The sequence below is a fragment of the Paenibacillus residui genome, assembly GCF_042677205.1.
Classification (GTDB): Bacteria; Bacillota; Bacilli; order Paenibacillales; family NBRC-103111; genus Paenibacillus_L; species Paenibacillus_L residui.
On sequence record NZ_JBHTIU010000003.1, the window covers coordinates 78329 to 91100 of the forward strand.

The 12772-nt window shown below is 50.7% G+C and carries 12 protein-coding genes; all 12 read left to right on the forward strand.

All coding sequences use genetic code 11. The annotated features are described in order from the left end of the window. On the forward strand, window positions 1–804 hold the full coding sequence (gene dapB, locus ACFQ03_RS01430; RefSeq protein ID WP_144933294.1) for a 4-hydroxy-tetrahydrodipicolinate reductase: 804 nt from the start codon (window positions 1–3) through the stop codon (window positions 802–804). Window positions 805–874: 70 nt separating this feature from the next. Continuing rightward, window positions 875–1300 carry a methylglyoxal synthase gene (mgsA, locus tag ACFQ03_RS01435; protein ID WP_144933293.1) on the forward strand — a complete coding sequence of 142 codons (426 nt, stop codon included), beginning with the start codon at window positions 875–877 and terminating at the stop codon, window positions 1298–1300. Then, window positions 1297–1995 carry a bacillithiol biosynthesis deacetylase BshB1 gene (gene bshB1 / locus ACFQ03_RS01440; protein ID WP_379285606.1) on the forward strand — a complete coding sequence of 233 codons (699 nt, stop codon included), beginning with the start codon at window positions 1297–1299 and terminating at the stop codon, window positions 1993–1995. The genes mgsA and bshB1 overlap by 4 nt, the downstream gene beginning before the upstream one ends. A 56-nt stretch (window positions 1996–2051) precedes the next feature. Next, complete coding sequence (gene bshA / locus ACFQ03_RS01445) at window positions 2052–3230, forward strand: N-acetyl-alpha-D-glucosaminyl L-malate synthase BshA (RefSeq protein ID WP_379285608.1); 1179 nt, start codon at window positions 2052–2054, stop codon at window positions 3228–3230. 5 nt (window positions 3231–3235) lie between these two features. Continuing rightward, a complete protein-coding gene (locus ACFQ03_RS01450) occupies window positions 3236–4525 on the forward strand; it encodes a CCA tRNA nucleotidyltransferase (protein ID WP_191964342.1) in 1290 nt (429 codons plus the stop codon). A gap of 6 nt (window positions 4526–4531) precedes the next feature. Further along, the gene (locus ACFQ03_RS01455; protein ID WP_144933289.1) at window positions 4532–5497 is read left to right on the forward strand and encodes a biotin--[acetyl-CoA-carboxylase] ligase; all 966 of its coding nucleotides are present in this window, start codon (window positions 4532–4534) and stop codon (window positions 5495–5497) included. 498 nt (window positions 5498–5995) lie between these two features. Then, a complete protein-coding gene (gene panB / locus ACFQ03_RS01460; protein ID WP_379285611.1) occupies window positions 5996–6850 on the forward strand; it encodes a 3-methyl-2-oxobutanoate hydroxymethyltransferase in 855 nt (284 codons plus the stop codon). A gap of 39 nt (window positions 6851–6889) precedes the next feature. Continuing rightward, the gene (gene panC, locus ACFQ03_RS01465) at window positions 6890–7813 is read left to right on the forward strand and encodes a pantoate--beta-alanine ligase (protein WP_144933287.1); all 924 of its coding nucleotides are present in this window, start codon (window positions 6890–6892) and stop codon (window positions 7811–7813) included. After that, window positions 7806–8189, forward strand: a complete 384-nt coding sequence (gene panD, locus ACFQ03_RS01470) for an aspartate 1-decarboxylase (RefSeq protein WP_144933286.1) — start codon at window positions 7806–7808, stop codon at window positions 8187–8189. Before panC ends, panD begins: the two co-directional genes overlap by 8 nt. A 275-nt stretch (window positions 8190–8464) precedes the next feature. Continuing rightward, window positions 8465–9088: a tetratricopeptide repeat protein gene (locus ACFQ03_RS01475; RefSeq protein ID WP_144933285.1), complete on the forward strand. Its 624-nt coding sequence runs from the start codon at window positions 8465–8467 to the stop codon at window positions 9086–9088. 102 nt (window positions 9089–9190) lie between these two features. Beyond that, entirely contained in the window at window positions 9191–12046 is a 2856-nt protein-coding gene (dinG, locus tag ACFQ03_RS01480) for an ATP-dependent DNA helicase DinG (protein WP_144933284.1), read from the forward strand. Next, window positions 12043–12678, forward strand: a complete 636-nt coding sequence (locus ACFQ03_RS01485; RefSeq protein ID WP_144933283.1) for a redox-sensing transcriptional repressor Rex — start codon at window positions 12043–12045, stop codon at window positions 12676–12678. Before dinG ends, ACFQ03_RS01485 begins: the two co-directional genes overlap by 4 nt. Window positions 12679–12772 lie beyond the last annotated feature (94 nt).

Sequence of the window (12772 nt, forward strand, 5' to 3'; positions counted from 1 at the left end):
ATGAATAATCCAATTAAAGTAGCAGTGACAGGTGCAGGAGGCCGAATGGGCCGGGAAGTGGTCAAGATGGTACTGGAGGATCCCGAGCTGCGGCTGGTAGCGGCGATTGATCACTCCGGAGACGGCCGGGACGCAGGGGAGATGGTCGGGTTGGGAGCCTGCGGAATCAAGCTTACATCCGATTTGGAGCTGGCATTAGTTGAAGGGCAGCCCGATGTCATGGTTGATTTTACAATTCCCCAAGCAGTTATGGGGAATGCACGTACAGCCATTAAGCATAAAGTACGTCCTGTTATAGGAACAACCGGCTTCCGACCGGAAGATATTGAGGAGTTGGACAGGCTTTGCAAGGCCCAGGGCATTGGCGGTATCATTGCACCCAATTTCTCGATCGGAGCTATTCTGATGATGAAATTTGCCGCCCAGGCGGCCAAATATATGCCTCATGTGGAAATTATCGAATATCACGGCGACCAGAAGCTGGACGCTCCTTCAGGCACAGCCGTCAAGACGGCGGAATTAATATCGCAGAACCGTCAAGAGCTGCGTCAGGGAAATCCCAATGAGGAAGAGACGATCGAGGGAAGCCGGGGAGGTTACTACGACGGCTTCAGAATTCACAGTGTCCGGCTTCCAGGGGTATTCGCCCAGCAGGAAGTCATCTTCGGCGGCTATGGTCAAACATTAAAGATCCGCCACGACTCATACGAAAGAGCGGGCTATATGCCGGGTGTGAATCTCGCTGTCAAGAAAGCAATGGGATTGGACGGCATCGTATACGGCTTTGATCATTTTATCGATTAAAGCTATTCAGGGTAATTTATATTCATAAAGATTGAATTCAACAGCGGCAGCAACGGAGGGAGTGTAAACCATGAGCTTGCAAATCGCATTAATTGCACATGACCGGAAGAAAGAAGAAATGGTCAATTTTGTCATCGCCTATGAATCCGTTTTTGCAAACCATCAGCTATATGCTACCGGAACCACCGGCCAAAAAATTATGGACAGCACCCAGCTTAAGGTTCACCGATATATGTCGGGACCGCTGGGCGGGGATCAACAAATCGGAGCGCTTGTCGCGCAAAATATATTGGATTTGCTCATTTTCTTGCGTGATCCTCTTATGGCCCAGCCGCATGAGCCCGATATTATCGCTCTGCTCCGACTGTGCGATGTACAGGGCATCCCGGTGGCCACGAACGTAGCGACCGCAGAGCTTCTGGTCAGAGCCCTGGATCGCGGTGATTTCGCCTGGCGGGAGCTGGTTCATAAATATAAGCCGGAGGGAGAGCAATGACCAAGTCGTTGGATATGCTGGTGTTCGGGGCCCATCCTGACGATGCCGAGATAGGCATGGGCGGAACGATAGCCAAGCATGTGGAAGCAGGCCGCAGCGTCGGAATATGCGATTTGACCTTTGCCGAGATGTCCTCCAACGGAACGGTGGAAACGCGCAAGCGGGAGGCTGCGCATGCAGCGAAGGCGCTGGGGGTGACCCTCAGAGCCAACTTGGGCCTGCCCGATCGGGGGCTGCAGCTTATTAAGGAGCAGTTGGACGAGATTACTCTGGCGATCCGCAGGTATAAACCGCGAATGGTTTTCTGCCCCTATTGGGAGGACAGGCATCCGGATCATGTGCTCTGCAGCCGCATGGTTCAAGAGGCGGTTTTCAGTGCCAAGCTGCGCAATTATTTGCCCGATACCGAGGCACATTCGGTCGAGCAGGTTTATTTTTACTTTATCAACGATGCGATAGACCCGGATGCTATGATAGATATAAGCAGCCAGTATTCCAAGAAGAGAGAGGCGCTGATGGCCTACCGCTCCCAATTTGAGCCTGCGGAAGCATCCCGGGGGCAGGTGAAGACCCCTCTGAATCAAGGGTATCTGGACAATGTTGAGGCAAGGGACAGGCTTCTCGGGCAGAAGCGTCTTGTCCCATATGCTGAAGGATTTGTGAGCAAGCTTCCTCTAATTGTTAATCTATTTTGACGCCGTTAGGAATAAACTTATTTGGGAATGGATGATACTGGAAGAGGGGCTGAGCCATGAGTGACAGATTAAAAATCGGAATTACCTGTTATCCGACGCTGGGCGGGTCCGGCGTTGTCGCTACCGAGCTCGGCAAGCTGTTGGCGGAGAAGGGGCATGAGGTTCATTTTATTACCCACAGCATTCCTTTTCGCTTGGGCGGCAAATTTGATAAAAATATTTTCTATCATGAGGTGGAAGTGAGCGATTATTATGTCTTCCGCTACCCGCCTTATGACCTGTCGCTGGCCAGCAAGCTGGCCCAGGTTGCCAAGAGGGAGAAGCTGGACCTGCTGCATGTTCATTACGCTATTCCTCATGCCGTATGTGCTTTGTTGGCTAAACAGATGGTCGGAGAGCATCTTAAAGTCGTCACTACTTTGCACGGGACCGATATTACCGTTCTTGGCCATGACGAGTCGTTAAGCGATCTGATTTGTCATGCGATCAACGAGAGCGATGCGGTGACCGCGGTATCCGAGGATCTGATCGCCGAGACGAGAGAGACGCTGCTCATCGACCGGCCGATTGATTTGACTTACAATTTCGTCGATAAACGGGTGTATTATCCGAGAGACGCTTCCGGTCTCAGAAGCGAGATCGCGAAGCCGGAGGAAAAGATTCTGATTCATATCTCCAATTTTCGCCCGGTTAAAAGAGTGCTTGACGTCGTGGACATCTTCGCCCGTGTGCATAGCCGCATCCCGGCTAAGCTGTTGTTCGTAGGGGAAGGACCGGACCTGAACAAAGCCATATGCAAGGTGAGAGAGCTGGATTTGTCCGATAAAGTTCTTTTTTGGGGAAAGCAGGATGACGTTGCGCAGGTAATCTCATTAGCTGACGTTATGCTTCTTCCTTCGGAAAAAGAAAGCTTCGGTCTGGTGGCTCTCGAAGCGATGGCCTGTGGGGTGCCTACCGTCGGCTCGCATGCGGGGGGAATTCCCGAGCTGGTAGCGGACGGCGTGACCGGTTACTTGGCGCCCATCGGGGATACGGAGCAAATGGCTTCTGCGGTCGTGAGGCTGCTCCAGGATGAAGCCTTGTTCCGTGAATTCAAGGAGGCCTGCCTCCATCGCGCCAGAACCGTCTTCTGCAATGATCTAATCACTTATCAGTATGAGCAAATTTATTACCGGGTATTGGGGCGTCCGGCGCCGGAATGGAATGCGGATGTCAACAGCCTGTGCATGGGGTAATAAGAATGATTCCGTTGGAACCGGAAGCGGTTTATGTATTGAACCGTCTTAAAGAGAACGGGTACGAAGCATATGTTGTCGGAGGCTACGTGCGGGATCAGCTAAGAGGCCAGCCGACGAATGACATTGATATAGCGACATCCGCCCTGCCGGAACAAACTATGGCTCTATTCGAGCGTACTGTTCCGACAGGGCTTCAGCATGGGACCGTCATGGTATTGTATGGCGGTAAATCCTATGAAGTCACGACGTTCAGGACGGAGTCGGATTATGAGAACTACCGGCGTCCCCAGGAAGTCACCTTCGTGCAAAACCTCGAACAGGATTTGCAGCGCCGGGATTTTACCATTAACGCAATGGCGATGGATGGGACAGGCTCGGTCATCGATCCTTTCGGCGGATTGGAAGATTTGCAGAACGGGCTCATTCGCTGTGTAGGAGATGCCCGGGAGCGGTTTCGCGAGGACGCGTTAAGGATGGTCCGCTGCGTTCGTTTTGCCGCCAATTATCGCTTTCGGATAGAGAGCTCTACCTGGGAGTCGTTAATAGCGAACCGGGATCTGCTGCAGCATATCGCTATGGAGAGAATCAGGGCGGAATGGGACAAGATGATGGAGGGTTCGGACCCTTACCGGGGGCTTGTTCTGTTGGTGAACAGCGGGCTGCTGCATTTTTTGAAAAGAAAGCCGGACTGGCCCGTTATCCGCTGGACTGCGGAAGAGGAACTGCCCGCAGAGCTTTCCCTTCTCAATCTATTGGATCGCCCGTTATTGCGCTGGGCCTGGCTGTTGAGAAGTATGGAGCTGTCCGCAGAGGCGGCCCGCCAGGGGTTGTCTATGCTGACCTTCTCCAGGCTGGCCATCGACAAGGTGATCAAGCTTATCGAAATGGACGGGCATTTAATAGCCAAGTCTGCAGACCCAGGCCAGGAAGAGTTGGAACAGGTATGGAAAGAAGCGGTTCTGCGATATGGTGCGGATGCTGCGGCGGAGTGGCTTGCTCTGGCGGATGCGGCAGCAGCGGGACGTTTGCGGAATCCTCCATTGGCAATCGGTCCTGCATGGAGCTCGGTCCCAGCGGATGAAGGGCGCCGTTGGCTGAAGGAGATGCCGGTGACCGGGATTAGAGAGCTGGCGGTTTCCGGGTCAGATCTGTTGACTCTAACCAGTCGGCAAGGGGGACCTTGGCTCGGCCGGGTTATGGACCGGCTAATGCTTGAGGTAGCTCTCGGCCGTTGTGCTAACCGTAAAGAAGACCTGTTGGACAAGGCTAAATATTATTTGGCAAATGAGTGATGGAGTATGAACCAAAGCTTGCTAGAGCTATTCCAAAATGATCCGGAGGCTTTTCTCTCCGGTGAAGAAATTAGCCGGAAATTAAACTGCTCCCGTACGGCTGTATGGAAGCAGATTCAGAATCTGCGGAAGTTAGGATACGAATTCGAGGCCGTGCCTAGAAAAGGCTATCGGTTGGTCTATCAGCCGGCCAAGCTTGACCCGTTGAAGCTGGCGGATTCGCTGCAAACGGAAATGATCGGCAGCTCCTTCCGTATTTACGATCAGGTAGATTCCACCCAGAACGTAGCCCATGAGCTAGTGCGCCAAGGCTGCCCCGAAGGAACGGTCGTGCTCGCTGAGGAACAGACTTCCGGAAGGGGCCGTATGGGCAAGAAATGGCTGTCTCCCAAAGGTAAAGGAATCTGGATGAGCATCGTGTTGAAGCCTCATATACCGCTGAAGCAAACCTCCCAGTTGACGCTGTTGACCGCGGTGGCCCTTTGCCGTACGTTGCGGCAGGAATTGGGTGTTGCCGTCGGAATCAAATGGCCTAACGATCTGCTTGTTGACGGGCTTAAGGTGAGCGGCATTTTGCTGGAATCGAGCGGGGAAGACGACCGCTTGAATTATGTGGTGGCCGGAATCGGCATAAGCGTGAATATGGAGGCGGATGATTTCCCGGAAGAGCTTGACGGCAAGGCGACTTCATTACGAATCGTATGCGGCAGGCCTCTTGACCGGATTCAGATTATTCGCCGGTTTCTGGAGAAATTCGAGGAGCTTTATCTGCTGTACTTGCAGCAGGGGTTTTCGCCCATTCGTACATTATGGGAGGCGCTGACGATTTCTCTTAACCGTCCGTTGAGAGTAAAAACTTATAACGGTTGGGTGGAAGGCACGGCGGAAAGTATTGATGATAACGGGGCTTTGACGGTAAAAACGCGTGATGGCGAAACTATGAAGCTGTACTCGGGGGATATACAGTTATAGCGTTCAAAGACGTCTGAGGATAACGGTGATTGGAAGTCCAAACGTTGTCCCGTAGAGTCCGCGCGTATTAAACTCTAAAAAACAGCAAAAAAATGATGTTGAAATTGTGAACATTTTGTTATAATGATTTCGAGGAGGCGGTATCGTCTTGACGAATCGCACTCTGCGGATCAGATTTTATTTTTTTTGAAACAATGGAATAGACCCGCTTTCCCATATCGGATTCTGCTCTGAGCCATACGGACCGAGACAGAAGGATCATGGAGCACAGCTTCTTTGTGTATTTATGAACCCTTTTAGTTCGGCTAAGAAGGGTTTTTTGCATTTTTTGTTAAAAGGATGTTGGACGGAACAGGGATTAAAGAAGATGTAAGCAGCTGAAGTCGGCTATACTATCCGGGAGAAGTGCTGAATAACGGATTCTGGCGGCTGCACAGGAACTGAATGGGTCAGTAGCGGAATTAGTATCCCAAATTTAGGGCAAGGAGTTGAGGATAGTTGGAAACGAGAAAACCGGTCACCACCTCGAGAATGAAAAAGATGAAGAAAGATGGAACGCCGATCACGATGATTACGGCCTACGATTATCCGTCTGCCAAATTGGCGGAAGAAGCGGGGATTGACGCCATTCTTGTGGGGGATTCACTTGGCAACGTAGTTCTCGGTTACGAATCGACGCTGCCGGTCACTCTCGATGATATGATTTACCATACAAGAGCCGTTACCCGTGCGGTCCAGGTCCCTTTTGTCGTGACCGACATGCCCTTTATGACTTACCATGGCAGCCTGGATGAGACGATGAAGAACGTGGCCCGCATTATGCAGGAAGGAATGGGTAAGGCGGTCAAGATGGAAGGCGGAGAGGAAATAGCCGCCACTGTGGAAGCTTGTGTCAAAGCCGGAGTGCCCGTTATGGGCCATCTGGGCTTAACCCCGCAATCGTTGTACCAGATTGGCGGGTATAAAGTGCAGGGCAAAACTTCCCGCCAAGCGGCCAAGCTGCTGCAGGATGCCAAAGCTTTGGAGCAAGCCGGGGCATTCGCCATCGTCCTGGAGCTGGTCACGGAAGAGCTCACGGAGCTTATCACGAAGGAATTATCCATTCCAACGATTGGAATAGGTTCGGGCGCCTCGTGTGACGGTCAAGTGCTCGTATTCCATGACGTGCTGCAATACGGTTCACCGATTATCCCGAAGAAATTCGTTAAAGCGTATGCCAATATTGGCGATCAGATCCGCAGCGGTATTTCCCAATACGTGCAGGAAGTCAAGGAACGGAAGTATCCTGACTCAAGCCACGCTTTTCAAGGCGCTGACGATGTGTTGACTTTCTTGTACGGTGGTAAAGAATAATAAGAACTCTGGACAGCACCGATAGGAGAGTGTCACACAATGATGATAATCAAAACGATTGAAGAGATGCGGAGCAAGGTGGCCGAGCGCCGGAGGCAGGCAGGGAAGGATGAGAAGGAAAGCCGTATAGGCTTTGTACCTACCCTCGGATATTTGCATAAAGGCCATGCGAGTCTGTTGAAACGGGCCAGAGAAGAATGCGGGACGGTCGTTCTGAGCATTTTTGTCAATCCTCTGCAGTTCGGTCCGAATGAAGACTTCGAACGGTATCCGCGGGATCCGGAGCGGGATTCGGCTATTGCCGAACAGGAAGGGGTCGATTTCATCTTCATGCCGGACGTTACGGAGATGTATCCGCAGAAGATCTTGACGACCGTCTCGGTTTCCGGAATTACGGAAGGATTGTGTGGAGCTTCCAGGCCCGGCCATTTCGACGGGGTAGCCACGGTAGTAACCAAATTGTTTAATATCGTTCAGCCGGACCGTGCATATTTCGGTATGAAAGACGTCCAGCAGGTTGCCGTCATTCAGCAGATGGTCCGCGATTTGAACATGAATGTGGAAATCATTCCTTGTCCGACCCTTAGAGAAGAGGACGGTCTGGCTTTGAGCTCGCGCAATGTTTATTTATCTGCCGAGGAGAGGACCCAGGCGCTGGTCCTGCAGCTATCTCTTAACGAAGCGGAAGAATGGGTCCGGCAGCCGGGCATCCGATCGCGGGAGCTTCGCCAGAATATAATATCGAGAATAGCCACCGCTCCTTTGGCGGAAATCGATTATGTGGAAATCGTTTCGTATCCATCATTCCTGCCGCTGGAGGACGAAGAACCGGTAACCGCTGCGGTGAATGACGGTCAGTTACTAATCGCGTTGGCGGTAAGGTTTGGGCAAACCCGGCTGATCGATAATCGGCTGTATTCGTTAGGCGATCAGGACACAAAGGAGGAAGCAAACCGTGTTTAGGACGATGATGAAATCGAAGCTGCACCGGGCGACAGTGACGGAAGCCAATTTGAATTACGTCGGCAGCATTACGATAGACGAAGATCTGATGGAGCTGGTCGATATGCTGCCTAACGAGAAGGTGCAGATTGTCAATAACAATAATGGAGCCAGGCTGGAGACCTATATTATTCCTGGCCCCAGAGGCTCCGGAGTGATTTGTCTGAATGGCGCGGCCGCCCGTCTTGTGCAGCCGGGAGACAATGTCATTATTATTTCTTATGCTATGATGACGGAGGAAGAAGCCAGAACGTTCGTGCCTACCGTTGCTATACTGGGTGAAAATAATAAAGTTATTTCCATGATGAAGCATGAACCCCATTCAACGGTAGTTTGAATACGGCAATCATTGATATAAATATGCTGAAGGGCCAACGGAAAGGTTGCGCCCTTCTTTTCATTATATGCGGCTCGGTTGGAGTCATATTTGTTACCTGAAGCGATGGAAAGTAAAGTTATTGGCTTATAAAACCTTTTAACAAAAATGTGTTCTAATATCCAGAGATGTAACTAATGGAACGGTTGAATGAAACCCTCCCCCTTGACACACAATGAATTTACACGGATAACTTACTGAAGGTTCGTGGACTCCGCTTGCAGGGTGGGATCGATATGTTTAAGCCTTTGTTTGCAACCATGCATGAAGTTCTTACGGAAATTATGTCCGAATATTCTACAGCGTCGGGCGCGCGCAAGCAATTACTGGATGAGCAGCTCCTTGCGTTAAAGGCGATGAGTGATTCCTGTATAGAGGAATGGCTCCGCTTCGAGGAGAAGCTGGGAAGACTGCTTCCGCTGGCGAATCAAGGGAAAATACCGGTTAAAGCAAAAATTAAGGGCAAAGCGGCTAAAGAAGAGGGATTCCCGGTAGATCCATCCAACCAATCCGGTTTCGAAGAAGCCCAAGGGTATTATAAATTATCTATGTTTGAAGTAGCTGCGCCCAAGCTGGACGAAATGGTGCGCAAGCAGCCGGATTTTGTGTTGGGGCGATTTTATCTGGCACTTTGCCATTTTCACCTAGGGGATTTGGCGGAAGCCTACCGCGAGTTCAAAATATTGCTTGCATTGACGGAAAATCGGAAATTAAAGGCCATTTCGTATACAGGAATGGGCTGCGTTCATTATGAACATAACAATTTGGAAAAAGCGATGGAATATTTCCGCATGGCCTTCGAGGAAGACCCGGAATGCATAGAGCTTTCCCTTGCTTACGGTTCGGAATTACGCTGGTGAAGAAAGCTGCATCGTTCATCCGTTCGTTGCATCGATAGACGTTTTTTTTGTAGTCTGGTATGCTTAAAGAGCAGTTGTTTAACGAAGGGATGAACGGTTTACATGAAATATGCCGTATTGGATTTTGAAACGACCGGGGGCCAGACAACGGACGAAATTATTCAGGTTGGCCTCGTACTGATAGATGAAGATAATATCGTTAAGCGTTATTCAAGTCTGGTCAAACCGAATCAGTCGATACCTCCGTTCATTACTTCTTTGACCGGAATTGACGACGCCGCGGTTCAGGGTGCCCCGTCTCTGGAAGAGGTAATGATGGAGATGCAGCCTTTGCTTTATGACACCGCATTGGTAGCCCATAACGCGGGATTTGACTTTGCCTTTTTGCAGCGGGCACTGGATGCTTGCGGGTACATGCCCTTCTCAGGGCCTGTTCTGGATACGATGGATATGCTGACGATTCTGTTCCCGTCGCTGTCCAGTCTTCAGCTTGGCAACGTCTGTCACGAGTTGGAGGTTGAGCATGCCCGTCCTCATCAAGCGGATTCGGACGCGGAGGCGACCGCTCTGATTTGGTTAAAATGCCTGCAGAAGCTCAACCGTCTGCCGCTGCTTGTCCTTCAGAGAATCACCGCGCTGTTCGAGAATGATTATTCCAATAACGATCTGGCCTGGTTTTTGCAGGAAATGCTGGAGCGCAAGGAAGCTTCTGTGAGCCTGGACGAAGATTCCTACAAATATTACAGACAATTTGCCATGAATGTGGATGATTGGGGAGACGATGAGCCTGTCCGTTCAGAAGAGGATCGGGCAGCCCTGCAGGTATCCTTCGACGAGTTCTACGACGGGCTGAAGCAAAGAATGAAGGAGAAGTTCGACTTTTACGAGGAGAGGGAGGCCCAGAGCCGGATGCTTAAGGAGGTGGCCTCCTCCTTCGATACGGACCGGCATCTGATGATCGAGGCGGGTACAGGCACAGGCAAATCGTTAGGCTATCTGATCCCTTCCTTATATCATGGAATCCGTGAGGACAAGAAGGTACTTATTAGCACTCATACAATCAATTTACAGGAACAGTTGCGAACAAGGGACATTCCGGTACTGCAGGAAATTTTTCCGGTTCCTTTTCAAGCGGCAGTGCTTAAAGGGCGGAGTCATTACCTTTGTTTGCGAAAGTTTGAGAATAAGATCCAACTACAGGACTTTAATTTTGCTAAAGAGGAACGTCTCACCGCGGCACAAATGATCGTCTGGCTCAGTGAAAGCGAAAGAGGGGATGAAGAGGAGCTTCATCTTACGGGCAGAGGCGCCGAATTTTGGCGGACGGTTGAGAGCGATGCGGACTCCTGTTTAAACCGGGCTTGCCCATGGTTTAAAAAATGCTTCTATCACCGGGCCAGGAATGACGCCAATAAAGCGGATGTGGTCATTACTAACCATTCCTTGCTGTTCACCGATATCAAGGCGGATCATCGCCTGCTTCCTTCCTACAAACATCTGGTTATCGATGAAGCGCATCATCTGGAAGAGGTCGCCAGCAAGCATATGGGAATCGAACTGAAATACATGTCCTTCGTGAATACTCTTACCCGATTGTTTAGAGACAGTAAGAACGGACAGCTTCCGTCCTTGCGCATACGGTTACAAGGATTGGGCGGGGAGCTTCCGGAGCATTCTGCGGAATGGGACGCTCTCATTGAGGGAATCTACCCTAAACTGGTCGAGGTTAAAGAGCATTGGGATCATTTGGCCGAGCTGCTTTACGAGCTAGTGAACGGTAAGATGGGCGAGTCGGGAGAAACCGGCCAGCTTGTATTTAGGATTAAGGACGATCAAATGCCGAAGCAGTGGGATAAACTGCTGACCATCGAGGATAACATCTATATCGGCCTGGGCGAGATCAGCCGCAAGCTGGACCGTCTCGCGCAAGAGTTGAAGGATTGGCAGGAGGAACATGATCTTAAAGGCAGCTTGACCGACCTTGCCGGTTCCGTGAAAGAACTAAACCGCCAGAGAGATGCTCTGCGCTTCTTCATGAAGAGAAGCGATCCGGATTATGTATATTGGCTCGAAGCAAGCCCTCAATTCAAGATGAGGTCGCTTCATCTGTTCAGCGTGCCCACTGACGTAAGCAAAATTTTGCAGCAATCCCTGTTCGATGAAAAAGACAGCGTTATTCTGACATCCGCCACTCTTTCCGTCGACAAGACCTTTGATTACAGCCGCGATCAGTTGGGGCTGGGAAGGTCGGATAAGCTGAACACCGTTTTGCTTCCTTCTCCGTTCAATTACCGCAAGCAGGCGCTGGTTTGCATCCCTCGGGATTTTCCCGGGATTAAAGGAAGAGACGGAGAAGATTATTTCGTACACAAGCTGGTAGAATCGCTTCATGAGGTAGCTGTAGAAACAAGGGGCCGCATGCTGGTTCTCTTCACTTCGTACCGTATGCTCAAGAATGCTTATCCGGAATTGAAGGAAAGGCTTGCCTCGGCAGGTATTCAGGTGCTGGGGCAGGGGATAGACAGCTTTAACCGCAGCAAGCTGACACGCTTGTTCCAGGAGAGCGAATCCGCCGTATTGCTGGGGACGAGCAGCTTCTGGGAAGGGGTCGATATTCCGGGAGAAGCTTTGACCTGCCTGGCGATCGTTCGTCTTCCTTTCCAGCCTCCCAACCATCCTGTAACGGAAGCCAAGAGCGAACAGCTGAAGAAAAGTAATCTCAATCCTTTCATGAAGCTGTCTGTGCCTCAGGCGGTCATCCGCTTCAAGCAGGGCTTCGGCCGTCTTGTTCGCAGGGCCAGCGATAAAGGAATTGTTATCTTATATGATACCAGGGTCATCGATACCCAGTACGGCAAATACTTTCTTTACTCCTTGCCCGGGCCCAAAATCGAGCACATGCCGACCGGGCAGATGGTTCCGCGGATTAAACAATGGATGGAGGAGGAACACGCTTGAAATCGATGAAAATATCCGAAGCCGTCGTTAGGCGGCTCCCCATTTATTTGCGCTTCCTGAACGAATTAAACCGGATGAACGTAACTACCGTTTCCTCTCAGGATTTAGGAAGCAAGCTGGATCTCAATCCGGCCCAAATCCGCAAAGATTTGGCTTATTTCGGCGAGTTCGGCAAGAAGGGAATCGGCTACGACGTTAAGTATCTCATAGAGAAGATTCGACAAATTTTGAAGCTGGACCAAAGAATTCAAGTGGCGCTGGTCGGAGCGGGTAACTTAGGCAGAGCTTTGTGTAATTATAATGCTTATTTGCAGGATAACATGAAGATTGTCGCTGTGTTTGATGCGGAGAAGTCCAAGATCGGGCAGAACATGAACAATTTAACCGTGCTTCCGATGTCGGAGCTGACCGATACGATCCGGGAGCTGCAAATAAGGATCGGGATTATTACGGTTCCCGCTTCGGAGGCTCAGAATGTAGCCGATCGGTTTGTCGAGGCCGGGATCGAGGCTATATTAAATTTTGCCCCGGTCATTATTAAAGTTCCGCCCCATATAAGGGTTCATCATGCAGATTTTACAACGGATCTGCAGAGCCTGGCTTACTATCTGAACAAAGAGGAAGAGGCGTGATCAAGGCGCCGCACATTGAAAATTGCCGGTTCACCGGAGCCGGTTCACTGTAACATAATAAAGGCTTGTCCGGTCTCGAGCCGTACAAGCCTTA